The organism is Microbispora siamensis, from assembly GCF_016863095.1.
GTDB classification, from domain to species: Bacteria; Actinomycetota; Actinomycetes; order Streptosporangiales; family Streptosporangiaceae; genus Microbispora; species Microbispora siamensis.
In genome coordinates this window covers 46,448-69,932 of record NZ_BOOF01000054.1, presented here as the reverse complement: position 1 = coordinate 69,932, position 23,485 = coordinate 46,448, and the positions used below count along the sequence as shown (strand labels likewise).

Below are 23,485 nucleotides of genomic sequence, written 5' to 3'. Positions count from 1 at the left end.
TTGGAGTTGACCTGGAGGTAGTCGGCCCTGCCGTCGCCGTCGATGTCGGCGTAGACGACCCTGCTGGTGGCTCCGCCGAAGGTCCCGGACGCGATCGTGTTCTGGGGGAACCAGCCCCTGACGGGGCCGCCGGCCGGGGTCCCGCCGTCGGATGCCGCTATCCATCCGGCCCGCCCCACGTCTACCAGACCGCGGTAGAACAATGCCGCCATCTTCAGGTAGCCGGAGTCGTTGGGGTGCAGGAGGTCGGCCAGATCGGTGAGCGTCACCGGGTTCATGTTGACCATGTAGACGTGCTTGCCGGCGACCCAACGCGCCCCTATCTCCGACCGGATCGCCTTGTTGAACCGCAGGATCCGCTCCTGGGTCGGCCCCCAGTTGGACGGGACGATGGTCGAGACCAGGAGGGTCACCTTGGGGTCGGCCCGGAAGATCTGGTCGATGAGGCTGCCGAGCCTGGCCGGCGCGCCGTCCGGGTTGTCGTTGTTGTTCATGTCGTTGGTGCCGATGTGCAGCAGCACCACGTTGGGCCGATACGTGGCCATCGCCGAGTCCGTGATGCCGGCGATCTGGGAGATCGTCCAGCCGGAGTGTCCCTCGTGGGCGTCGGGCGCCGGGCCCGAGTGCTGTGAGCCGACGAACGTGACGGTGGCCCCGTCTTCTCTCAACATGGTGCTGAGAGTCGGCCGGTAACCGCCTCCGTTCGAACTGCCCGCGCCGTACGTGATCGAGTCGCCCAACGCCATGATCCGCAGATTCCGCTGAAGATTCGAGGAAACCCCGGCCCATGCCGCCGTCTCTTCGGCGATGAGGTCTTCCAGCTCCTGGAACCGCCAGCCGAGCTGCTCCACCCTCTCGGCGACCACGCCTCCGAACCAGGAGTCGACCCAGGGCACCTGGGACCTGATCCAGGTGCCGGCCCTCTTGATGGCATCGGCGAGATTGGCCTTCGCCCACGGAGAGAGGTATCTCTCCCAGATGTAGCCCCCGGCCAGTCCGAGTATCCCGGCGATGATGATGTCCCTGGTCGCCTCAGGGGTGCCCAGGTCCCCCGCGAACGCGTGCGACACGAGCGCCGCCATGATGCCGGTGACGGTGGTTTGAAGGGGGGTGCAGATCAGCGGGATGGTCGCGGCGAGCACCCCACTGGCTGTGAAGGACGCGATGCACAGCATCCTGAGCCCGTATCCGACGACCCAGGCGATCGCCGTGGTGGCGACCTGCTGCCAGAAGCTGGAGGTGGTTATCTCCGCGGCCGGGATGGTGAGGACCAGGCCGGCGCCGTTGGGGGTCACGTTCACCGTGCCGCTGAAATTCGGCCACACCGAGGTGTCGACGGTGGGGCTCACGGGGGTCGGGCTGTCCGCGACCGCCTCCTTGAGCGTGTCGCCCAGTCCGCCGTGCTCTCTGATTTCCGCCTGCATCTCCGGGACCATGTCCCGAAGGACGGAAGGGTTCACGCCGAGGTCGGAGGCGTTGAGTGTGATGGTGAGGTCCCGGGCCGCCGCTCGCGCCGGAGTGACGGGAGCGAGGGAGACCACCATCGCGGTGGCCACCACGATGGACAGCATGGAAATCAGGACATGACGGTACGATAATGTCAATCCATGCACTCGATACATATTCCACCTATAAGAGGAGTATCCGGCGGGGATGGGTAACTGTGGCTGTACCAGAACAATTGCCACCCGCGGAAAGGTATCGCTGTTCAACTGATGGTGATCATGCGCTGAACGACCACGGGGTGAACTCCGTCTGACATAAGTCGCCCAAACCTCGGCTCGTCAGCGGCGGCATCCCGTCTTGCCGGTCGGCGGTCTGGAGGGCTCAGGACATGAGCGCGCGGACGACCTCGGCGGCGGGGCCGGGCGGGAGGGCCGCGTGCACGAGTTCGACCCGGTGGACGATCCTCGGCGCGACCAGCGGCACCCGCACCCCGCACGGCGCGGCGGACGCCGGCAGCAGGGTCAGGCCGTGCCCGGCCGCGGCCAGGCGCGCCGCGACGGCCGGGTCGTGGCCCTCGTAACGGATGCCGGGCCGCAGCCCTTCGAGGCGTGCCACGGCGCGCAGGCGGTCGAGCGGCATCACCTCCGGGGCGTCCACCCACAGGGCGTCGGCCAGGTCGTCCAGTCGCAGGCCGGCCCGGCCCGCCAGCGGATGCCCCTCCGGCAGCACGACGACCAGCTCCTCCTCCCGTACGCCGACGGTGGTGAGCGGCCCCGCGTCGGGGAGGTTCAGCGGGTCGGAGGGCGCGGCCGGACCGTCGGCCAGCGCGAGGTCGGCCTCGCCCGAGGCCACCAGCGCCACGGCCGCCGCCGCGCCCGCGATGCGCAGCGTCGTCACCCCGGCCAGCGCCGCCGTCGTACCCGCCGTGAGGGCGAGCGGGCCTGCGGCGACGGTGAGGGTCCGCGGCTGCGCGGCCAGTCGCGCCACGTCCGCCCGCGCCGCCCGCAGCCGCAGCAGGAGCGGTCCCGCGTGCTCCAGCAGGCGCTCGCCCGCCCGGGTCGGCCGTACGGGGCGGCGGGTGAGCAGCGGCACCCCGAGGTCGGCCTCAAGCGCGGCGATCTGCTGGGACACCGCGGGCTGGGTGTAGCCGAGCCGGTCCGCGGCGGCCGAGAACGACCCCTCGGCGACCACGGTCACGAACGTGCGCAGCAGATGAGGGTCCACGACATCAGCATCGCTTATGCAGACCCCAGAAATCATCATTTGTCATTAACTTCGCACGTCGCCAGCATGGAGGTCATGAGACCCCGCATAGCGCTGGTGGGCGACCGGTCACCCGCCGTCCGCTCCCACACCCGCATCCCGCTCATCCTCGACGCGCTGCGCGAGCGTGAGGGGCTGAACCTGGACGCCTACTGGATCAGGACCGACGAGGTCGGCGATCTCGGCGGATTCGACGGCGTCTGGATCCTGCCCGGCAGCCCCTACCGCAGCGAGCAGGGCGCGATCACGGCAGCCAGGACCGCCAGGGAGAACGCGATCCCGCTGCTCGGCACCTGCGCCGGCTTCCAGCACGCGCTGCTGGAGTACGCCCGCCACGTGTGCGGGCTGAGCGTGAGCCACGCGGAGAACGACCCGGACGCCCCCAACCCGCTGATCAGGCAGCTCGCCTGCTCCCTCGCCGGGCACGAGGCGGCGGTGCGGCTCGTCCCCGGCTCGCTCGCCGAGCGGATCGTCGGCGCCGACCGGACCGTGGAGCGGTACTTCTGCTCCTACGGCCCCGATCCCGCCTATCTGGAGACCCTGGCGGCCCGCGGCCTGCGCTTCACCGGCCACGACGAGGAGGGGGAGACACGGGTGGCCGAGCTGCCCGGCCACCCCTTCTATCTGGTCACGCTGTTCCAGCCCGAGCTGGCCGAGCGCCAGCCGCATCCGCTCGTACGCGCGTTCTCCACCGCTGCCGCCGACCGGGCCGCGCTCAGCCGAGGACCAGATCCCGTACGGCTCTGAGCGTGGGCTCGTCGCGGGGGCCCATGACGAGCAGCGTGGTGACCGGGCTGCGGCGCCACAGCTCCAGCCGCTCCCGGATGCGGCCGAGCGGCCCGAGGAGCGCGATGCCGTCGGCCAGCTCGTCGGGGATGGCGGCGAACGCCTCGTCGCGGCGGCCGGCCAGGTACAGCTCCTGGATGCGGCGGGCCTGCTCGGCGTAGCCCATCCGGCCGATGATGTCGGCGTGGAAGTTGCGGGTCTTGGCCCCCATGCCGCCGATGTAGAGCGTCAGCATCATCTTCACGCCGTCGAGCGCGGCCCGCAGGTCGTCGGTGACGACCACCATGACCATGGCGGCGACGTCGAACCCCGGTTTCGCGCCGGCCAACGCGTCGCCGTACATCGCGTCGATCTTCTCGGGGAAGGCGAACAGCGGCAGCCAGCCCTGCCCGATCTCGGCGGCGAGCGCGACGTTCTTCGGGCCCTCCGCCCCCAGGTAGACGGGGATGTCCGGCCGCAGCGGATGAGTGATCAGCTTGAGCGGCTTGCCGAGGCCGCCGGGCAGCGGCAGCGGATAGTGCGGGCCGGGGTTCGTTACCGGCTCCTCCCGCCGCCACACCCTGCGCATGATCTCGACGTACTCGCGGGTGCGGGCGAGCGGCGCGGCGAACGGCTGGCCGTACCAGCCCTCGACGACCTGCGGGCCCGAGGCGCCGACGCCGAGCAGCAGCCGCCCGCCGGTCAGGTGGTCGAGCGTCATCGCCGTCATCGCGGTCGTCACCGGCGGCCGGGCGGACAACTGGGCGACGCTGGTGCCGAGCTTGATGCGGCTCGTCCTGGCGCCGTACCAGGCCAGCGGGGTGAACGCGTCGCTGCCGTACGCCTCGGCGGTCCACACCGACTCGTATCCCAGCCGCTCGGCGGTCCGCACGACCTCGGTCGCGTCGTCGGCGTTCCGCTGCCAGTACCCGAGGTTCAGCCCGAGTCTCAGATCATCGGCCACACGGGCGATTAGAACACGTTCTAAGCATCCGGGCCAGAGTCCGGATAGGCACGTGCGAGGTGGTCGGCGACCGCGGCAGCCGCAGCCTCGGCGTCGCCGTCCACGATCGCCCGGTGGATGCGCCGGTGGTCGTCCTGGAGGCCGCCGGTGTCGCCGAGCCGTACGACCGCGTCCACGGCGTAGCGGCGCAGGGCGTCGCGCAGCGCCCGCATGACCGCCACGATCAGCCGGTTGCCCGCCGCCTCCGCGAGGGCAAGGTGGAACGCGATGTCGTGCTCGACGAACTCGGCGGGGTCGCGGGCGGCGTCCATGGCCGCGATCGCCTCCGCCATCCGCGCCGTCGCCGTCCGCGTGGAAGCCGTCCCTGCGGGAGCCGCCGCCGCCCGGGCCGCGGCCCACTGCTCGATCATCAGCCGGGTGTCGATCACCTCGCGCATCGAGAGCGTCGCGAGGCCGAGGTGCAGCCGGAGCAGGTCGGTGAGCGCGTTTCCCGGGCGGGAGGTGAGCACCGCCCCGGCGTCCGGGCCCCGGCCGGCCTGCGACGCGACCACCCCGAGGGTCTCCAGCACGCGCAGCGCCTCCCTGACCGACGACCGGCCGACGCCGAGCTGCTCGGCGAGCTGCCGTTCGCCCGGCAGGCGGTCGCCCACGGTCAGGCCGTCGGCCGCGATCCGCTCCTCGATGCGGGCGAGCACCTCCTCGAAGGCGCGCGGGCGGGCGTCCGGACGCCGGCGTTCGTCGGTGGTCAATACGGCTCCTCGCGATGCCGGTGTCGCCGGGGGCGAACCAGGATGTATGGTCTGACCATATTTGGTCTGACCATACACGCCGGGAGGGCATGTGCGGGTAGCCCTGTTCGTCACCTGCGTCAACGACACGCTCTTCCCGGACACCGGGCGGGCGGTCGTGCGCCTGCTGCGCCGCCTCGGCGTGGAGGCCGACTTCCCCCGCGCCCAGACCTGCTGCGGCCAGATGCACGCCAACACCGGCTACCGGGACGAGGCCGTACGGCTGGCCCGGCGCAGCGTGGCGGCGCTGCGCGGCTACGACGCGGTCGTCGTCCCCTCGGGCTCGTGCGCGGCCATGATCCGCGAGCAGTACCCCAAGCTGGCGGGGTCGTCCGGGGTGACGCCCTTCGCGGACGCGGTGGCTCAGGTCGTGCCCAGGACGTACGAGCTGACCGAGTTCCTGGTCGACGTGCTGGGAGTGACCGACGTGGGGGCCTACTTCCCGCACCGGGTCACCTACCACCCGACCTGCCACTCGCTGCGCGGCATCCACCTGGGCGACCGCCCACTGACGCTGTTACGCCAGGTCAGGGGGATCGAACTGGTGCCGCTGCCGGGCGCGGAGGAGTGCTGCGGCTTCGGCGGCACCTTCGCGCTGAAGAACGCCGACGTGTCGGCGGCGATGTGCGCCGACAAGGTGCGGGCCGTCCTCGACACCGGCGCCGAGGTGCTGTGCGCGGCCGACAACTCGTGCCTGATGCACATCGGCGGCATGCTCGGCCGGCAGAAGTCGGGCGTACGGGTGATGCACCTGGCCGAGATCCTCTGCTCGGCCGAGACGGCGGGGGTCCGATGAGCGTCACCTTCCTCGGCATGCCGGCGACCCGGCCCTTCCCCCGCAACGCCGCGAGAGCCGTACGGGACTCGCAACTGCGGTTCAACCTGCGCAAGGCGACCAGAACGATCCGGGCCAGGCGGGCGAGCGTCGTCGCGGAGGCGCCCGACTGGGCCGAGCTGCGCGAGGCCGGCCGGGCGATCAAGGAGCACACGCTCCGCAACCTGGACAGATACCTGATCCAGTTGGAGGAGGCCGTCACGGCGGCCGGAGGCCGCGTCCACTGGGCCGCCGACGGCGCCGAGGCCAACCGGATCGTCGCCGGGCTGGTGAAGGCCACGGGCGAGACCGAGGTCGTCAAGGTCAAGTCGATGGCCACCCAGGAGATCGGCCTCAACGAGGCGCTGCTGGAGCACGGCATCACCGCCTACGAGACCGACCTCGCCGAGCTCATCGTGCAACTGGGCGACGACCGGCCCTCGCACATCCTCGTCCCGGCGATCCACCGCAACCGCGCGGAGATCCGGGAGATCTTCGCCGAGCACATGTCCGGCTGGGGCCGGCCCGCCCCCGAGGACCTGACCGACGACCCCGCGGCGCTGGCCGAGGCGGCGCGGCTCCACCTGCGCGAGCGCTTCCTGAAGACCAAGGTGGCGATCTCCGGGGCCAACTTCGCGATCGCCGAGACCGGCACCATGGTCGTGCTGGAGTCCGAGGGCAACGGCCGCATGTGCCTCACGCTGCCGCGCACGCTGATCAGCGTGGTCGGCATAGAGAAGGTGCTGCCGACCTGGCGCGACCTGGAGGTCTTCCTGCAACTGCTGCCCCGCAGCTCCACCGGGGAGCGGATGAACCCCTACACCTCGACGTGGACCGGCGCCGCCGAGGGCCAGGAGTTCCACCTCGTGCTGCTCGACAACGGCCGCACCGGCGTGCTCGCCGACGAGGTGGGGCGGCAGGCGCTGCGCTGCATCCGCTGCTCGGCCTGCCTCAACGTCTGTCCCGTGTACGAACGGGCGGGCGGCCACGCGTACGGGTCGGTCTATCCCGGGCCGATCGGCGCGATCCTGACGCCGCAACTTCGCGGCATGGAGTCCGAACTCGACCGCTCGCTGCCGTACGCCTCCTCGCTGTGCGGCGCCTGCTACGAGGTCTGCCCGGTGGCCATCGACATCCCGTCCGTACTGGTGGACCTGCGGGCCCGGGCCCGCCACCCCTGGCCGGAACGCGCGGGGATGGCGGCGGCCGGATGGGTGTTCGAGCGGTCGGGACGGCTGGCGCGCCTGCAACGGGCCGGGGGACGGCTGCGCCGTCTCGTGCCCCGCAGGCTGCCGGGGCCACTCGGCGGATGGACCGACACCAGGGACCTCCCCGAGGTGCCCCGCGAATCGTTCCGCGACTGGTGGGACCGCACGGACGGAGGCCGTCGATGAGCTCCCGCGACCTGATCCTCGCCCGGGTCCGCCGCGCCCTGGCGGGCGTGCCCGACGTCGAGATCACCCGCGCCTACCGCGGGCCCTCCCAGACGCCGGGCGAGATCCGCCTGTTCGAGGAGCGGGTCCGCGACTACCGCGCCATGGTCCACGTCGTGGACGAGGCGGGCGTGGCCGAGCGCGTCGCACTGTCTCTCGCCGGGCGCGGGGCGCGGCGGGTCGTCGTGCCCGCCGGGTTCCCCGCGCCATGGCTCGCCGCCGCGGACGTGGAGGCGGTCGCCGACGACCCGCCGCTGAGCGCCGCCGACCTGGACGCCGTGGACGGCGTGCTCACCACCTGCGCGGTCGCGATCGCCGAGACCGGAACGATCGTGCTCGACGCCGGGCCGGGCCAGGGCCGCCGGGCGCTCACGCTGGTGCCCGACTACCACCTGTGCGTGGTGCGGGCCGCCCAGGTCGTCGCGGGGGTGCCGGACGCCGTCGCCCTGCTCGCCCCCGCGCGGCCCCTGACCTGGATCAGCGGGCCCTCGGCGACCAGCGACATCGAGCTGAACCGGGTCGAGGGCGTCCACGGCCCCCGCACGCTGGAAGTGCTGATCGTGACCTGAGCCTCCGGATCAGAAGCGCAGCAGCGCACCGATGCCGTCGGGTGACTCGAGGCGCGGGACGAACCACAGCTCGGCGTCGGTCGCGGCCACCGCCCGCGCGAGGGCGGCGTCCGCGCGTTCCCGCATGGGCTCCTCGACCCCCCAGGCGGCCAGCTCCGCGGGGTCGGTGGACAACTGCGTGGGCTCGGGCCCGATCCACATCATGGCCGTGGAGGACGGGTCGTCGTGCATCAGCACCGTGCCCACCCGCCGGTCGCGGAGCGCGCGTGCCGTCTCCGTCAGGCCCGCCACGGCGTTGCCGGACGCGTACGTGTTCAGCAGCTCCTCGCAGCGCCGATCGGTCCAGGCCCGGCAGGCCCCTTCGACCTCCTGCCGGAAGTGGTCCAGGTCGGCGCCCGGGGCGCGGCTGCCGTGCTCGGCCACCGTCAGCCGCCGTACGACGTCCTTGGCGAGGTAGTCGGTCACGAGCGCGCGGGCCTTGGGATCGCCGGCCAGCACCACGACCTCCGCGCCGATGCCGTGGGCCTCCTTCTCCACGACCTCGGCGAGGGCCACGGCGTTGCGGCGCCAGCCCTCCTCGACCTCCCGGTCGAAGTTGGCCTGCGACCAGCCGCCCTGGCCGGTCTTCTGTAGCGGCCGGTCCGGGTCCGCCACCTCCACGGTCAGCTCGCGCCGCTGTCCGTCGGCCACGACGGCGACGTCGCCTCCGGCCCGGTCGGCCAGCACCTCGACGTGCGGGACGTGCTCGCCGCGCTGCGCGAGCAGCGGCACCACGTGGGGGAGCGGCGACCACCGCGCGGTCTGCCGGCGCGGCCGGTGGGCGAGCGGCTCGGTGAGCACGACCTCGCCCTCCCTGGCGAAGGCGGCGCGGCCGGGCGCGGCCCACACGGGATCGAGCATCAGCTCGTTTATCGGGTCGAGGGCCGAGGCCGGCGCCCCTTCCTCGGCGAGCCGCTCCCTGAGCTGGGCCCACCGCCGCTGGATCACGTTGGCCGCGCCCTCGGACGACCGGTCGGTGTCCACGTATACCGAGGCGTACGGGCCGCCCCGCTCGTACAGCCCGCGAATGAAGTCCAGTCTCACCGGGCCCCTCCTACCAGCGCTGCCGTTCCACTCCGAGCCCGAGTGCCTCCGCCACCTCCCCGATGTTGTGGAACCTCATCTCGGGCAGCCGCCGTACGGCGTCGATCACGGCGTCGGGGGCGTTCTTGCGTTCCGCGTGGGCGAGCAGTTTGGCCGGGTCGGCGGGGAAACCGGCGTCGCTGAGCCAGGTGGCGAGGTGGCTGCGCCGCTCCACGTCGGCGGGGGTGATGCCGAGCGGCGTCCCGGGTTCGCGGCCGGGCGGCTGCCGGCGCGGCGGCGACATGTCCTCCTCGGGCTGCTGCGTCGGCTCGGGCTCGCGCCACTCCTCGGCCCGGCTGCTCCCGGCGCCCTGCACGAGGCCTTGCGTCTCGTGCTTCTGCTGCTCGTCGAGCCGGCGGCCGTGCTTGGCGCTGCCGCGTTGGATACTCATGACCTCACCTCCCGATTAGGGTCACTGACGTGCCTCGTACCCGGACCGCCTGCCCCAAACATCGAGAGCGGTGAGGCCGTGTCCCACATAATCTGCGGCGGGCGAAAAATCCGCTTATGTGACGGAGTGACGCATTGTTCGACGAGCGGCTGACGATCAACACCGAACGGCTGATCCTGCGGCCGTTCGGCCCCGGGGACGCGGGCCAGGTGCGGGCCATCATCGAGGACGGCGCGCATCCCACCGCGCTGCCGCCGGGCGCGCCCGGGCACGCGTCCGGCATCGCGCAGTGGCTGTCGTACGGCGTGCACGAGCTGTGGCGCTCGGGCCAGGGCATCCACCTCGCGATGCACGCGCGGGACGGCGTGGTCGGGTCGATCAGCGTCTTCAAGGCCCAGTGGGGCGCGGGCACCGCGGAGGTGGGATACGGCGTGCATCCCGCCTACCGCCGCCGCGGATACGCGACCGAGGCGGTCCGCGGGCTCGTCGGCCGCCTGCTCCGGGAGGGCCCGTTGAGGCGGATCGAACTGCGGGCCAACGCCGACAACCTCGCCTCGATCAGGGTCGCGGAGAAGGCCGGCTTCACCCGCGAGGGACTGCTCCGCGGCGCGGGATTCGAGGACGACGGCCCGCACGACCTGGTGGTTTTCGGCCGCCTGCGCGGCGACGAGCGGTCGGTCCCGCGCCGCAGGATCGAGAGCGAGCGGCTCGTGCTGCGGCCGTTCGCCCGGCAGGACGCCTTCGACGTCGTCGACGCGGTCAAGGGCGATCCCGAGATCGCCCGCTGGATGCCGTGGGCCGAGGGGTACACGCTGGAGCGCGCGCTTGAGTGGTGCACCCGGCTCGCGCACGCGAACGGCCCCGGCTATGGTGGCAACTTCGCGATACAGCCGAAGGACGGGGAGCGGCTCGCCGGAGCCATCGGCGTGCAGCGCGAGGACCACGAGCGTGGGGACGCCGAACTGGGGTACTGGATCGCGCCGTGGGCCCGCCGCAGGGGGTACGCGGTGGAGGCCACGCAACTGGCCACGGCCTACCTGTTCGACCTCGGCTTCCACCGGGTCCACCTGCTGGTCGCGACGGGCAACCGCGCGAGTCAGGCGGTCGCCAGGAAGGCCGGGTTCATCGAGGAGGGCATCATGCGGCAGGCGCTGCCGGTCCCGGGGGGCTGGGCCGACGCCGTCCTGTTCGGCATGCTCAACGGGGAAATTTCATGGCAATAGGTAAAGAATCCCCCTAGTCGCTGTGCCCATCGGTCAAGCGACCACCATGATTGAGGGCCGGAAGGCTATCCTCGCCAGCCGTGAGCCTCCCGCCGGCCGGTGAGCGCGCGTCCCTGAAGCGGGAGACCCCGCCCCGGCATGCACACGGGCGGCGCCGGCCCGGACGGGAGCGGGGATTGTGAACGACACGCAGGTCAACTGCAGGGGAGATCAGCCAGATGAAACCGCCGCTGCTGCTCATCGGCCACGGCAGCCACGATGAGACCGGCGTCGCCGAGTTCGGCAGGTTCGTTCACCGCCTTCGCTGCCGCCTCGACGGGCTTCCCGCCGAGGTGAGCGGCGGCTTCATCACGAACGCCCGCCCCCCGCTCGGCGACTCCATCGCCTCTCTCGTGGCCCGGGGGCACCACCATCTGATCGCGGTGCCGCTCAGCCTGACCGGCGACCGGCGCGCGCTCGGGGACATCCCCGGCACCATGGCCCTGGAGCAGGAGCGGCACCCCACGCTCGAATACGACCTCGGCCGCCCCCTCGGGCCCGACCCGCGCGTGCTCAAGCTGCTCGCGGAGCGGCTCGCCGACGCCCGTGCGGAGATGCCGCGGTTCGTGACCGACGAGCCGCCCGCCGAGATCGGTCCCGGCGAGACCGCGGTCGTCCTGGTCGGGCACGGCTCCACCGACCCCGCCGTCAACGCCGAGGTCCACCGGGTCTCGCGGCTGTTCTGGGAGACCCACGCCGCCGACCTGCTGACCGTGGAGACCGCCTACGTGTCGCACACTCGCCCCGGCGTGCCGGGCGGCCTGGAGCGATGCCGCAGGCTCGGCGCCAAGCGCGTCATCGTCCTGCCGTACGTCCTGTTCGCCGGCGGAGTCCTCGAACGCATCTGGGCGCAGGCGCTGGCGTACGGCGCCAACCACGAGGGCCTCGACATCCGCTGCGCCGAGGTGATCGGCGACTGCGAGGGCCTCGCCGACGTGGTGATCGACAGGTACGAGGAGGCGCTCGCCGGGGGTGGTCAGTCCTCGGCGGCGGCGCGCCGCCCGTCCACGCTGCTGCCGGTGACCCGGCCGTTCCCCGCCGGACGTACGCCGGACGCCGAGACCGGGGCCGGGCTCGTGACCGCCATCGCCCCGCGCCTGAACACGACCAGGGACGCCGGCGCCGAGCCGCCGAGCTCCGGGCCGCTGGACTCTGAACCGCTGGACTCCGTGCCCCTGGAGCTGGAACCGCTCGACCTGGACGCCTTCGACGTGGAGACGCTCGACGCCGAGACGCCGGAACCGGAGACGGACGGCGAGATCGAGGCCGATAGCATGATCGGCGTGACCGGCCGCGGCGAGGCGGGGGAGGAGCCCCGCGGCGATGCGCCGGACGGGCCGCTCGCCCAGCCCGGAGTCGCCAGCGCGGTGTAGACGCCGCGCAGAAGGAGAGAGCATGACGTCCCTCGGCGAGACGATCGGCGCCATCCGCCCGGTCGAGCCCGGTCCCATGGCGGAGGCCAGGGCCCACCAGGACAGGCTCACCAAGCCGAGCGGCTCGCTCGGGGTGCTCGAGGACGTCGCGGTGCGGCTCGCCGGCATCGCCGGGACCTGCCCGCCGCCGCTTCCGGTCCCGGCCGCCCTGGCGATCTTCGCCGCCGACCACGGCGTGCACGCGCAGGGAGTGAGCCCCTGGCCGCAGGAGGTCACCGCGCAGATGGTGGCCAACTTCACAGCGGGAGGAGCGGTCGCCAACGCCTTCGCCGCCGAGGTGGGCGCGTCGGTGACCGTGGTGGACGTGGGTGTCGCGGCCGACCTGCCGCCCGCGCCCCGGCTGCTCGACCGCAAGGTCGCGTACGGCACGGCCGACCTGTCGCAGGGGCCCGCGATGACGCGGGAGCAGGTCATCGCCGCCCTGACGGCAGGGATCGAGGTCGCCCGCGACCTGGTGGACGCGGGCGGGCGCTGCCTGGTCACCGGCGACATGGGCATCGCGAACACCACCGCGTCGGCCGCCCTGATCTGCGCCTTCACCGGAAGGCCCGCCGCCGGGGTCACCGGGCGGGGGACCGGCGTCGACGACGCCACCTACGAGCACAAGATCGAGATCGTACGGCAGGGCCTGCGGGCCAACGGGATCACCGAGGCGGGAGCCGTACCCGGCGGGCCCGACGAGGCGCTGCGCGTGCTCGCGGCGGTCGGCGGCCTGGAGCACGCGGCGATCGCCGGTTTCGTGCTCGGCGCCGCCGCGGCCCGGGTGCCCGTCATCCTCGACGGGGTGATCGCCGGAGCGGCGGCCCTGGTGGCCGGCGCGCTCGCACCCGACGCGATCGGCTACTGCCTGGCCGGGCACCGCTCGGCCGAGCCCGGCCACGCGGCGGCGCTGGCCCACCTGGGCCTCGACCCGCTCGTCGACCTGCGGCTGCGCCTCGGGGAGGGAACCGGCGGGCTGCTCGCCCACCCTCTGGTCAGCGCGGCGGCGCGGGTCATGCACGAGGTCGCCACCTTCGACTCCGCGGGTGTGGCGGACAAGGGCGAGTGAGCTCCGCGCGGGCCCGCGGGCGACCGCCCCGTGGACTCACAAGTCTCATCCTGTGAATGTCGCCCGAGCCCAGCGGGTAGGTTTGCCTCCTAACAATGCACGCTTGACGCAATAGGGAGACAGGGGTCATGGCGCCCTACCTGCTCGGCCTCCGCCTCGACGGGCGGCGTGTGCTCGTGGTCGGCGGCGGACGCGTCGCTCAGCGACGGGTCCCCGCACTGCTCGACGCCGGAGCCTCCGTCACCCTGGTCTCGCCCAGTGTCACCCCGGCGCTGGACGACCTCATCGCCACGGGCCGGGTGACCTGGGAGCGGCGGCCCTACCAGGTCGGCGACTGCGACGGCGCCTGGCTGGTGCACGCCTGCACCGACCACCGCGACGTCAACACCGCGGTCGCCGCCGAGGCCGAGGCCAAGCGCATCTGGTGCGTGCGGGCCGACGACAAGGACGCCTCCGCGGCCTGGACCCCCGCCAGCGGGCGGGTGGAGGAGATCGGCGTGGCGGTCACCGCCGGTGGAGACCCCCGCCGCGCGGCCGGCATCCGCGACGCGATCGTGGGCGCGCTGCGCGACGGAACCGTGGACGCCCGGCGGCACCGCACCAAGCCGGTCGGCGTCGCGCTGGTGGGCGGCGGTCCCGGCGACCCCGGCCTGATCACCGTGCGGGGACGCCAGCTCCTGGCCCAGGCCGACGTGGTCGTGGCCGACCGGCTCGCCCCGCGCGCGCTCCTGGACGAGCTGTCGCCCGACGTCGAGCTGATCGACGCGGCGAAGGTGCCGTACGGCCGGTCGCTGCCCCAGGAGAAGATCAACGAACTGCTCATCGAGCACGCCCGCAAGGGCAGGTTCGTCGTACGGCTGAAGGGCGGCGACCCGTTCGTCTTCGGCCGCGGCGGCGAGGAGATGCTCGCCTGTGCCCGGGCGGGCATCCCGGTGACCGTGGTGCCCGGCATCACCAGCGCGGTCGCGGTCCCCGGGGCCGCCGGGGTCCCGGTCACCCATCGCGGGGTGAGCCAGGAGTTCCACGTCATCTCCGTGCACGTCGCGCCCGGTGACCCCAGGTCCACCGTCGACTGGCCCGGATTGGCGAGATCGGCCGGAACCCTGATACTTCTCATGGCGGTCGAACGGATCAAGGAGATCGCCGAAACGCTGGTGCGAGACGGACGTTCACCGGAAACTCCCGTGATGGTGGTACAGGACGGTACTCTTCCGACCCAGCGAGCCGTTGCCGCCACGTTGTCGACCGTGGCGGAACGGGTGACCGCGGCCGGAGTGCGGCCTCCGGCGATCGTGATCGTCGGCGAGGTCGTCAAGGTCGGCCAGGAGATCGAAATGGTGCGAGCGGAGCGGGTCCCGTGAGATCGGCAGCCAGGAACACGCCCGACCACGGGACCGGTGCGGGTTCCGGCGACGCCGTGACCGAGGAGCCGGACATCGGGGAGCACCCGGAGTCGCCGGGTGAGCAGACCATCGCGTTCCGCCCGATCCGCGACGACGAGCCCCCACCGGAGCCCGCTTCGGATCCCTCGGGCTCGCGCGGGCGGCCGTCCGCCCCGTCCGACGGGTCCGTCGCCGACGCGGCGGAGGATGCGATCGAGGACGGCGAACAGGACGCCGAAGACGCGGCAGACGCGGATAATGCCGAGGACCTTGAGGTCTCGGAGCACCGTGAGGACGACTCGGAGGGCGCCGAAGACGCGGAGCATGCGGAGCACGCGGAGGACGACGAGAACGCCGACGAGGCCGAGAACGTCGAGGACGCCGGGAACGCGGAGGACGCCGACGACGACGGGGTCCGTTCGTTCCCGATGCCGGAGCCGGTCTCGGCGGCGCTGACCGAGGCGCTCAACCAGCTCCGTACGGCGGTGAAGGGCCTGCACTTCGGCCTCGACGTGCCGGGTGCCGAGGAGGCGCGCAAGGCGCAGGCGGCGGTCCTGGCGCAGCTCGACGACTACGTCATCCCGCGCGTCCACATGAGCACCGCGCCCGCGCTGATCGCCGTGGCCGGTTCGACGGGGGCGGGCAAGTCCACCATCGTCAACTCCCTCGCCGGGGGGAAGGTCTCGGCCACGGGGGTGCGCCGCCCGACCACGGCGACGCCCGTGATCGTGTGCCACCCCGGCGACCACGAGTGGTACGCGCGGGGCGATCTCCTGGGCGGCCTGGAAAGGCTCGAAGAACCCAGGCGGGACGCCCCGCCCGGCAGTGTGGTGCTGACGTCGAGCCCGTCCCTGCCCAGGGGGCTCGCGCTGCTCGACACGCCCGACATCGACTCGGTCGTGGAGGAGCACCACGAGATCGCGCACCGAATGCTGGACGCCGCCGACCTGTGGGTGTTCGTCACCACGGCGTCCCGGTACGCCGACGCGCCGTCCTGGGGCCTGCTGCGCCGGGCCAAGGAGCGCGGGGCGCGCCTGGTCATCGTGCTGTCCCGCGTGCCGCCGAAGTCCCGCGAGGTCGTCGTCAAGCACTTCGGCCGGATGCTGAACGAGTACGGCCTGGGCGAGGTCGAGCGCTTCGTCATCAACGAGACGTCCGTACAGGACGGGCGGCTGCCCGAGATCGAGATCGCGGATCTCCGCATGTGGCTGTCCGCGTTGTCTGTCGACGACGAGCGGCGGGAGGCGGCGGTCAAGGCCACGCTGAACGGCGTGCTGAACAGCTTCCGCACCCGCCTGCCCGCGCTCGCCCGGCACCTCGAAACCCAGGTCGCCCTGCGCGCCGATCTGCGCTCCGACGTCGACGCGGCGTACATGGGCGCCCTGGCGCGGATCGACGAGGCGACCAGGGACGGCTCGCTGCTGCGCGGAGAGGTGCTCGCGCGATGGCAGGACTTCGCCGGCTCCGGCGACCTCATGCGCACGCTCCAGTTGCGCCGCGGCGCCAAGGGCCACCAGCAGGGCCCCGAGCGGGTGCGCGGGCTGAAGGCCGCCCTGCGGGCGGGCCTCGAAGCGCTGGTCAACTCGGCCGTCCAGCAGGCCGCCGAGGAGGCCGTGGCGCGCTGGCGGCAGCGGGCGGGCGCGGGCGACCGCCTGGCCGCGACACCCGGGCTCGGCCGCCCCTCGGAGGAGATCGTCCGCAGGACCACCAGGACCATCACCGCCTGGCAGGACCACGTCACCGAACTGATCCGCACCGAGGGCGTGACCAAGCGCTCGGTGGCCAAGCTGATCTCCTTCGACGTGGAGTCGCTCTCGCTGATCTTCATGATCGGCCTGCTCGGCTACGGCGCCACGGACGCGCCGGCGGGCGCGGGCGCCGGCGCGCTGCCCCAGCGGCTGCTGCGCGGCCTGCTCGGCGCCGAGTCGCTGCGCAACATCAGCGCCAAGGCCCGCAGCGACCTGCGCGCTCGCGTCGGACTGCTCTTCGACGAGGAGACCCTCCGGTACGTCGACGCGCTCGACAGCGCTGGCATCCCGGACGAGGCCGCGGCAACGCGGCTCTACCAGGCAACGTACAACCTCGAGGTCGCACGATGACGGAGTCGATCCGGCAGATCACGCCCGGGTACGCCTCCGGCACAACGGTGAGGAATCCATGACGGCTGTCAGCACCGCCGAAACCCAGCACGGGCTCGGCTCCAGGCTCGCCGCCCTGGCCAAGATCGTCGAGCTGGGACAGGGGCGGCTCGACCCGGCTCTGCTCACGGAGGCCGCCCAGCTCCTGCTACGCGCGGGCGACCGGCTCAAGCTGTCGTCCGACCACACGGTCGTCGCGCTCGCCGGTGGCACGGGCAGCGGGAAGTCGTCCCTGTTCAACGCCGTCTCCGGGCTGGAGCTCTCGCCCATCGGCGTACGCAGGCCGACCACGGCGCGCACCCACGCCTGCGTGTGGGGCATCGACGGCGCGGGCCCGCTGCTCGACTGGCTGCAGATCCAGTGGCGGCACCGGTTCGCCCGCGCCAGCGCCCTCGACAAGGGCGAGAGCCAGTTGCACGGGCTGATCCTGCTCGACCTGCCCGACCACGACTCGATCCGCGCGCTCACCGACCACGAGGCCCACCGGCTGATCCAGGTGGCCGACCTCATCGTGTGGGTGCTCGACCCGCAGAAGTACGCCGACGCCTCGGTGCACCGGCGTTACGTGACCGAGCTCACCGGGCACGACGCGGTGACGGTCTTCGTGCTGAACCAGTCCGACCGGCTCACTCCGGAGGAGCAGGCGGAGTGCGTGGCCGACCTGGAGGATCTTCTCCGGCGTGAGGGCGTCACCCACCCCCGGGTGGTCGCGACGTCCGCCACCACCGGCAAGGGCGTGGACAGCCTGAAGGCCGTGCTGGCCGAGTCCGTGGCCGCCCGGCGTGCGGCCTACCAGCGCCTGGAGGCCGACCTCGACCGGCTGGTGCTGCGCCTGGTGAAGGACGTGCCGGAGCTGCTGCGGGTCGAGCCCACAGTGGACGGCGCGCGGCGTGCCGGGCTGGTCGACGCGCTGTGCGACGCGATCGGCGTCTCCGCGCTGGGCGAGGCCCTCGAGAACGTGTACGCCGTCCGGTCCGGCGACTGGGTCGGCTGGCCGTACGCGCGCTGGGCGGCGCGGCTGCGGCCCGACCCGCTCAAGAGCCTGCGCCTGGGGGCCGTGAAGGACGACGTCCGCGGCCTGGTCGCGAGTGCCGTCACCGCCCAGCCAGCCGAGGTGGACAACGCGGTGCAGGCGCTCGCCGACGGGCTGACGGGAGGCATGCCCGAAGTGTGGCGCGACGGCGTGCGCGAGGCGGCCCGCTCGCGGGCGGACGAGCTTCCCGAGGCGCTGTCGGAGGAGCTGTCGGAGGTGGCTCCGCCGCTCGACCGGGTGCCCGCCTGGTGGTGGCTGCTGAAGATCTGGCAGTACCTCCTGGTGGTCATGTTCGTCGCGAGCCTCGCCTGGGCGGGCGCGATCCTCGCGTACGGCGTGTTCAAGGCGGGCCGTCCGCCGGCCGAGGTCCTCGGTGACGTGGCCGTGCTGCCCTGGGTGGGGCTGATGATGATCAGCGTCCTCGGGCTCGGCCTGTTCTCAGCCATGGCGAGCAGGAACTTCGTGGTGCTCGCCGCGGGCAAGGAACGCGACCGGCTGGAGCACGACATGAGACGTCGCGTGGGCGTCCTGGCGCAGGACATGGTCGTCCAGCCGGTCGAGCGCGAGCTGAACCGCTACAACGAGTTCTTCGGCGCGATGGCGGCCGCCCGGCGCTGACCGCCTGCCCTCGCCCGGCGGCTGCGTGCACGAGCCGGAAGCGTTGTCCACAGGCGCGGCTTCGTCCACAGAACGGGTTTCTGGCCCGTGCGGCGGTGGGGGGCGCGGCCAGTGTGTCCCCCGAGCCCGGCGAGTGACCGGGCCGGGGAGGCACTTCGATGAACGACATCTACGTCACGCTGAGCGGGAACGTCACCGACGACCCCCGGCAGTACCAGTTCCGCGACGGCTCGCGTGTCACCTCGATGCGGATGGCCGTCAACAGGCGCGTCCTCGATCAGCAGACCAACACCTGGCAGACCAGGGACACCACCTACTACACCGTGCGCTGCTACCGGGGCCTGGCGGACAACGTGCAGCAGTCGATCCGCAAGGGCCACCCGGTCGTGGTGTACGGCAAGCTGCGGATCAAGCAGTTCGAGCGCGACGGCGAGCAGCGGTTCTGGGCGGAGATCGAGGCCAGTTCGGTGGGCCATGACCTGAAGTGGGGCATCGCCACGTTCGAGAAGCCGATCCGGGCCTACTCGGCGGGCGCGCCGAGCGACGACGAGCGCCATGCGATGGAGGACGCGACGCGGGAGTGGGAGCTGACCGGTCCCGCCGCCCTCGGCGCGGCGCCCGTCGTCGACGGAGGCGGCGACGAGGCGTTCGACGCCCTCGTCGGCGAACGGAGCACGAATGGCACGGCCTTGGCGGCGGCCGGAACGCGGGGAACCGCCGGCGCCCACCACGCCGACGGAGCCTGGCAGGGCGACGCGACATCGCCGGCCGCCGGCACGGGGGACACCGGCACAGGGGAGACCGGCACGGAGGAAAGCGCGACGGACGGCGCGCTGGACGGGGCGACGGGCCCGGAGCGCGGCGCGCGGGAAAGCGCCGAGGCCGCCTGGCTCCCACCCGCACTGGCGGCGTAGCAGTGTCTCGCAGGTCGGCCGTGTGCGTCCGGTCGGTTCAGGCAGCGACAGGCAGGGAGTAGCGCGATAGGCGTGATCCCCGGGGAACTCGCGCGTGTCCGGCGGCGGCTGGAGGTGGTCGCCGCTGAGATGTTCGCTTCTTTGGCCCGCCGCGACCCAGCGGGCCAAAGGGCAGAGCCGTCGTCGGGCCCGCTGCCTGCGGACGCCATCCGCAGGTCACCGCGGGCCGCTCCGGCTGCGCCATCCCCGCTCCTGGCCAACCGGATCACCCCGGTCATAATCGGCTCATGGGGAAGAGCTATGAGCGGATAGACGGGAGACTGCGCGCCTTCATCGAGGCGCAGCACATCTTCTTCACCGCGACGGCGCCGCTGGACGGCGAGGGCACAGTCAACCTCTCGCCCAAGGGCCTGAGCGGATCGTTCGCCGTGCTCGACGAGCTCACCGTGGCCTACCTCGACTTCGCCGGCAGCAACGCCGAGACGATCGCCCATCTGCGCGAGAACGGCCGCATCACCCTGATGTGGTGCGCCTTCGACGGCCCTCCCAACATCGTGCGGGTGCACGGTCGCGGAGAGCCGGTCTTCCGCGACGATCCACGGTGGGCCGGCCTGATGCGCCACTTCCCGGACATCGACCCGAGCCGGCACGGGCTGCGCGCGATCATCGTCGTGACCGCCGAGAAGATCCGTGACACGTGCGGGTACGCCGTCCCGTTCATGACCTATGAAGGGGACCGCCCGCTGCACGGGTCGCGTTTCGAACGCGAGACCGATGAGTCGCTCGACGCGTATTTCCACAAGAAGGAGCACGTCGCGACCAGCATCGACGGCCTGCCTGGTCTGCCCCTGCCGCTGCCGCCGCTTCCCCGCACCCCATAGCACCGGCGGGTGGAGCCGGCCTGCTCGCCGCCCTGGAAGGCACCACGGCCCCGGCCGGAGCAGCGCGAATCCCGGGTCGGGCAAACCGCCGCAGAAGCCCCCTTAGCCCATCAGATGCAGATGGCCATCGTGCCAAGGTAGTGGTTCCCGTCGCGCATCGCACCCTCCGCAATTATTGTGTTACTCATCGTGAGATGGGCTTCGGCTACTGGGCTCGGCTACTGGGGGGCGGGATGACGGCAACCGGTCAGACCTCGGCCAGGCCGCGAAGCGCGATCTGCTCGCGAAGTCGCTGGCCGCTGCTGGCCCAGCCGCCCGCCCTCGTGTCCTACGTGTGCGCGATCGTGGTGTTCGACGCGGTCCTGATCGCGGTTCTGGCGAAGTCGACCGCGTTCCACGCTCACCACGTCGCCATGTTCGGGGCGCTCACCGCGTGCGGTGCGGTGTGCATCGAGGCGACCCGCCGCCTCGGCATGCCCGCCGGTGTGTCCCGTGACCTGCTGTCCGCCTGGTGGCTGCCGGTGGCGTTCCTGCTTCCGCCGGTCTACGCCCTGCTCGCGCCCATACCGATGCAGATCCTGCTGCAGCTCAGGGTGCGGGCGACTGTGCTGTATCGCCGCGTGTTCAGCGCGGCGGCGATCGGGCTCGCGGCGGCCTCCGCCTCGGCCGTCTTCCATCGCTCGGTTTCCGTCCCCGCGCACCTGTCGGCGGGAGAGGGCGGGCCGATCGCGATCGCGGCGGCCTGCGCGGTGCTGTTCACGGTGCTCAACACCGCGTTGATCGCGGTCGCGGCGCACGCGTCCGACCCGGAGGGCCGCTGGGGCGAGGTCCTGTGGGACCGCGAACGCGTCCTGCTCGACGCGGTCGAGCTCTGCCTCGGCGTGCTCGTCGCGGTCGTCTGCGGCCTCAACCTGGCGCTGCTGCTGCTCGTGCTGCCGCCCGTCGTGCTGCTCCAGCGGAGCCTGCTGCACGCCCAGCTCCAGGCCGCGGCCCGTACGGACCCGAAGACGGGCCTGCTGAACGCGGCCGCCTGGCAGCGGGAAGCGGACACCGAAATCGTCAGGGCCCAGCGGACCGGGGACGCCCTCGCGCTGGTCCTGGTGGACATCGACCACTTCAAGAAGGTCAACGACACCTACGGCCACCTGGTGGGCGACCAGGTCCTCGCCCAGGTGGCGGCCACCCTCCGTACGCAACTGCGCGAGTACGACGTGGTGGGACGCTTCGGCGGCGAGGAGTTCGTCGTGCTGCTGCCCGGCGCCGACGTGCACGAGGCGAGGCGGGTGGCCGAGCGGCTGCGCACCCGGGTGGGCCGGATGGTGGTCCCCGCGGAGCAGGCGACGATCACGGTCACGGTGTCGGCCGGCGTGGCCATCATGAACGTTCACGGCGAGGACCTGATCGAGTTGCTGGCCGCCGCCGACCTCGCCCTCTACCGTGCGAAAGAGCTCGGCAGGGACAGGGTTTGCCTCCCAGCCGCCCCAGTGGCCCCACCTCCCCGCAGCGCGGACGGCGCTGCCGGTGCGATCCCCTAGGCTTGAAGGTATGCCGGAGTACATCTACACGTTGCAGCGCGTGCGCAAAGCGCACGGTGACAAGGTGGTTCTCGACGACGTCACGCTGTCGTTCCTGCCGGGGGCCAAGATCGGTGTCCTGGGCCCGAACGGCACGGGCAAGTCGACGCTGCTCAAGATGATGGCGGGGCTGGAGCAGCCGTCCAACGGCGAGGCCCGGCTGATGCCCGGCTTCACCGTCGGCATCCTGCTGCAGGAGCCGTCGCTCAACGAGTCGAAGACCGTGCTCGGGAACGTCGAGGAGGGCGTCGCCGAGACCAAGGCGATGCTCGACCGGTTCAACGAGATCGCCGAGCAGATGGCCACCGACTACAGCGACGAGCTGCTGGAGGAGATGGGCCGCCTGCAGGACGCGCTCGACCACCGCAACGCGTGGGACCTCGACAGCCAGCTCGAACAGGCCATGGACGCGCTGCGCTGCCCGCCGCCCGACGCGGACGTGACCACGCTCAGCGGTGGCGAGCGGCGCCGGGTCGCGCTGTGCAAGCTGCTGCTGGAGCAGCCCGACCTGCTGCTGCTCGACGAGCCCACCAACCACCTCGACGCCGAGAGCGTCCAGTGGCTGGAGCAGCACCTGGAGAAGTACCCCGGCACCGTCCTGGCCGTCACCCACGACCGTTACTTCCTCGACAACGTGGCCGGCTGGATCCTGGAGCTCGACCGCGGCCGCTGCTATGCCTACGAGGGCAACTACTCCACCTACCTGGAGGCCAAGGCCGCGCGTCTGAAGGTCGAGGGCCAGAAGGACGTCAAGCGCAAGAAGCGCCTGGAGGAGGAGCTGGAGTGGGTGCGCTCCAACGCGCGCGCCCGCCAGACCAAGAGCCGCGCCCGTCTCCAGCGCTACGAGGAGATGGCCGCCGAAGCCGACAAGTACCGCAAGCTCGACTTCGAGGAGATCCAGATTCCGCCGGGCCCGCGTCTGGGCACGACGGTCATCCGGGCCGAGAAGCTGAGCAAGGGCTTCGGCGACCGGCTGCTCATGGACGAGCTGTCCTTCGACCTGCCGCGCAACGGCATCGTCGGCATCATCGGCCCGAACGGCGTCGGCAAGACCACGCTGTTCCGGATGATCACGGGGTCCGAGACTCCGGACACCGGATCCATCACGGTCGGCGAGACCGTCAAGATCTCGTACGTGGACCAGGGCAGGGCCGGCATCGACCCGAGCAAGAACGTCTGGCAGGTCGTCTCCGACGGGCTCGACCACATCAAGGTCGGCAACGTCGAGATGCCCTCGCGGGCGTACGTCGCGGCGTTCGGCTTCAAGGGCCCCGACCAGCAGAAGCTCGCGGGCGTCCTGTCCGGCGGCGAGCGCAACCGGCTCAACCTCGCGCTCACCCTCAAGCAGGGCGGCAACGTGCTGCTCCTGGACGAGCCCACCAACGACCTCGACACCGAGACGTTGTCCAGCCTGGAGAACGCGCTGCTCGACTTCCCGGGCTGCGCCGTGATCACCTCGCACGACCGGTGGTTCCTCGACCGCATCGCCACCCACATCCTGGCGTGGGAAGAGGGCTCGAACTGGTTCTGGTTCGAGGGCAACTTCGCCGACTACGAGAAGAACAAGATCGAGCGGCTGGGCGCGGACGCCGCCCGCCCGCACCGGGTCACCTACCGCAAGCTCACCCGAGACTGAGCCGAGTTCAC

The 23,485-nt window shown here is 72.1% G+C and carries 20 protein-coding genes; 14 read left to right on the top strand and 6 right to left on the bottom strand.

What is annotated here, in order from left to right; all coding sequences use genetic code 11:
• Both Msi02_RS36345 and Msi02_RS36340 read right to left on the bottom strand, forming a co-directional pair.
• A partial coding sequence (locus Msi02_RS36345) for an SGNH/GDSL hydrolase family protein (RefSeq protein WP_204052336.1) occupies positions 1–1,571 on the bottom strand: 1,571 nt, incomplete at its 3' end.
• Between the two features lie 256 nt (positions 1,572–1,827).
• Positions 1,828–2,670, bottom strand: a complete 843-nt coding sequence (locus Msi02_RS36340; RefSeq protein WP_204052335.1) for a LysR family transcriptional regulator — start codon at positions 2,668–2,670, stop codon at positions 1,828–1,830.
• A gap of 75 nt (positions 2,671–2,745) precedes the next feature.
• On the opposite strand from Msi02_RS36340, the gene Msi02_RS36335 reads away from it, so the two are divergent.
• On the top strand, positions 2,746–3,456 hold the full coding sequence (locus tag Msi02_RS36335; protein ID WP_239109069.1) for a CTP synthase C-terminal region-related (seleno)protein: 711 nt from the start codon (positions 2,746–2,748) through the stop codon (positions 3,454–3,456).
• Here Msi02_RS36335 and Msi02_RS36330 read toward each other — a convergent pair.
• Entirely contained in the window at positions 3,425–4,438 is a 1,014-nt protein-coding gene (locus Msi02_RS36330) for an LLM class F420-dependent oxidoreductase (RefSeq protein WP_079314662.1), read from the bottom strand. The genes Msi02_RS36335 and Msi02_RS36330 overlap by 32 nt on opposite strands.
• A gap of 20 nt (positions 4,439–4,458) precedes the next feature.
• Positions 4,459–5,187: a FadR/GntR family transcriptional regulator gene (locus Msi02_RS36325; RefSeq protein ID WP_204052333.1), complete on the bottom strand. Its 729-nt coding sequence runs from the start codon at positions 5,185–5,187 to the stop codon at positions 4,459–4,461.
• Positions 5,188–5,278: 91 nt separating this feature from the next.
• Between Msi02_RS36325 and Msi02_RS36320 the strand changes: the two genes are divergently transcribed.
• Genes Msi02_RS36320 through Msi02_RS36310 form a run of 3 tightly spaced genes read left to right on the top strand, consistent with a single transcriptional unit; the run spans position 5,279 to position 8,042 of the window.
• Positions 5,279–6,022: a (Fe-S)-binding protein gene (locus tag Msi02_RS36320; RefSeq protein WP_204052332.1), complete on the top strand. Its 744-nt coding sequence runs from the start codon at positions 5,279–5,281 to the stop codon at positions 6,020–6,022.
• Complete coding sequence (locus Msi02_RS36315) at positions 6,019–7,434, top strand: lactate utilization protein B (protein WP_204052331.1); 1,416 nt, start codon at positions 6,019–6,021, stop codon at positions 7,432–7,434. Before Msi02_RS36320 ends, Msi02_RS36315 begins: the two co-directional genes overlap by 4 nt.
• On the top strand, positions 7,431–8,042 hold the full coding sequence (locus Msi02_RS36310) for a LutC/YkgG family protein (protein WP_204052330.1): 612 nt from the start codon (positions 7,431–7,433) through the stop codon (positions 8,040–8,042). The genes Msi02_RS36315 and Msi02_RS36310 overlap by 4 nt, the downstream gene beginning before the upstream one ends.
• Before the next feature lie 9 nt (positions 8,043–8,051).
• Here Msi02_RS36310 and Msi02_RS36305 read toward each other — a convergent pair whose 3' ends face one another.
• Together Msi02_RS36305 and Msi02_RS36300 are read right to left on the bottom strand one after the other, a co-directional pair.
• Entirely contained in the window at positions 8,052–9,125 is a 1,074-nt protein-coding gene (locus Msi02_RS36305; RefSeq protein WP_204052329.1) for a baeRF2 domain-containing protein, read from the bottom strand.
• Between the two features lie 10 nt (positions 9,126–9,135).
• Positions 9,136–9,555, bottom strand: a complete 420-nt coding sequence (locus tag Msi02_RS36300; RefSeq protein ID WP_079314658.1) for a DUF2795 domain-containing protein — start codon at positions 9,553–9,555, stop codon at positions 9,136–9,138.
• A gap of 134 nt (positions 9,556–9,689) precedes the next feature.
• Between Msi02_RS36300 and Msi02_RS36295 the strand changes: the two genes are divergently transcribed.
• From Msi02_RS36295 to ettA, 10 genes are all read left to right on the top strand, one after another.
• Entirely contained in the window at positions 9,690–10,778 is a 1,089-nt protein-coding gene (locus tag Msi02_RS36295) for a GNAT family N-acetyltransferase (RefSeq protein WP_079314657.1), read from the top strand.
• A gap of 218 nt (positions 10,779–10,996) precedes the next feature.
• A complete protein-coding gene (locus tag Msi02_RS36290) occupies positions 10,997–12,190 on the top strand; it encodes a sirohydrochlorin chelatase (protein ID WP_204052328.1) in 1,194 nt (397 codons plus the stop codon).
• 22 nt (positions 12,191–12,212) lie between these two features.
• Entirely contained in the window at positions 12,213–13,298 is a 1,086-nt protein-coding gene (gene cobT / locus Msi02_RS36285; RefSeq protein ID WP_204052327.1) for a nicotinate-nucleotide--dimethylbenzimidazole phosphoribosyltransferase, read from the top strand.
• 128 nt (positions 13,299–13,426) lie between these two features.
• On the top strand, positions 13,427–14,659 hold the full coding sequence (gene cobA / locus Msi02_RS36280) for a uroporphyrinogen-III C-methyltransferase (RefSeq protein ID WP_204052326.1): 1,233 nt from the start codon (positions 13,427–13,429) through the stop codon (positions 14,657–14,659).
• Positions 14,656–16,779, top strand: a complete 2,124-nt coding sequence (locus tag Msi02_RS36275) for a dynamin family protein (protein WP_239109068.1) — start codon at positions 14,656–14,658, stop codon at positions 16,777–16,779. Before cobA ends, Msi02_RS36275 begins: the two co-directional genes overlap by 4 nt.
• A 58-nt stretch (positions 16,780–16,837) precedes the next feature.
• Positions 16,838–18,469, top strand: coding sequence for a GTPase (locus Msi02_RS36270; RefSeq protein ID WP_204052325.1), 1,632 nt, complete (start codon positions 16,838–16,840; stop codon positions 18,467–18,469).
• Between the two features lie 158 nt (positions 18,470–18,627).
• Positions 18,628–19,383, top strand: coding sequence for a single-stranded DNA-binding protein (locus Msi02_RS36265; protein WP_204052324.1), 756 nt, complete (start codon positions 18,628–18,630; stop codon positions 19,381–19,383).
• 287 nt (positions 19,384–19,670) lie between these two features.
• Positions 19,671–20,264, top strand: coding sequence for a pyridoxamine 5'-phosphate oxidase family protein (locus Msi02_RS36260; RefSeq protein WP_204052323.1), 594 nt, complete (start codon positions 19,671–19,673; stop codon positions 20,262–20,264).
• 233 nt (positions 20,265–20,497) lie between these two features.
• A complete protein-coding gene (locus tag Msi02_RS36255) occupies positions 20,498–21,799 on the top strand; it encodes a GGDEF domain-containing protein (protein ID WP_204052322.1) in 1,302 nt (433 codons plus the stop codon).
• A gap of 10 nt (positions 21,800–21,809) precedes the next feature.
• Positions 21,810–23,474, top strand: coding sequence for an energy-dependent translational throttle protein EttA (gene ettA / locus Msi02_RS36250; protein WP_204052321.1), 1,665 nt, complete (start codon positions 21,810–21,812; stop codon positions 23,472–23,474).
• Positions 23,475–23,485: the final 11 nt, after the last annotated feature.

Excerpts from the sequence above, each read along its gene's own strand:
- Msi02_RS36335 (WP_239109069.1), top strand. The coding sequence starts at position 2,746 with ATGAGACCCCGCATAGCGCTGGTGGGCGACCGGTCACCCGCCGTCCGC.
- Msi02_RS36315 (WP_204052331.1), top strand. The coding sequence starts at position 6,019 with ATGAGCGTCACCTTCCTCGGCATGCCGGCGACCCGGCCCTTCCCCCGC.
- Msi02_RS36310 (WP_204052330.1), top strand. The coding sequence starts at position 7,431 with ATGAGCTCCCGCGACCTGATCCTCGCCCGGGTCCGCCGCGCCCTGGCG.
- Msi02_RS36300 (WP_079314658.1), bottom strand. The coding sequence starts at position 9,555 with ATGAGTATCCAACGCGGCAGCGCCAAGCACGGCCGCCGGCTCGACGAG.
- Msi02_RS36290 (WP_204052328.1), top strand. The coding sequence starts at position 10,997 with ATGAAACCGCCGCTGCTGCTCATCGGCCACGGCAGCCACGATGAGACC.
- cobT (WP_204052327.1), top strand. The coding sequence starts at position 12,213 with ATGACGTCCCTCGGCGAGACGATCGGCGCCATCCGCCCGGTCGAGCCC.
- cobA (WP_204052326.1), top strand. The coding sequence starts at position 13,427 with ATGGCGCCCTACCTGCTCGGCCTCCGCCTCGACGGGCGGCGTGTGCTC.
- Msi02_RS36270 (WP_204052325.1), top strand. The coding sequence starts at position 16,838 with ATGACGGCTGTCAGCACCGCCGAAACCCAGCACGGGCTCGGCTCCAGG.
- Msi02_RS36265 (WP_204052324.1), top strand. The coding sequence starts at position 18,628 with ATGAACGACATCTACGTCACGCTGAGCGGGAACGTCACCGACGACCCC.
- Msi02_RS36260 (WP_204052323.1), top strand. The coding sequence starts at position 19,671 with ATGGGGAAGAGCTATGAGCGGATAGACGGGAGACTGCGCGCCTTCATC.
- Msi02_RS36255 (WP_204052322.1), top strand. The coding sequence starts at position 20,498 with ATGACGGCAACCGGTCAGACCTCGGCCAGGCCGCGAAGCGCGATCTGC.
- ettA (WP_204052321.1), top strand. The coding sequence starts at position 21,810 with ATGCCGGAGTACATCTACACGTTGCAGCGCGTGCGCAAAGCGCACGGT.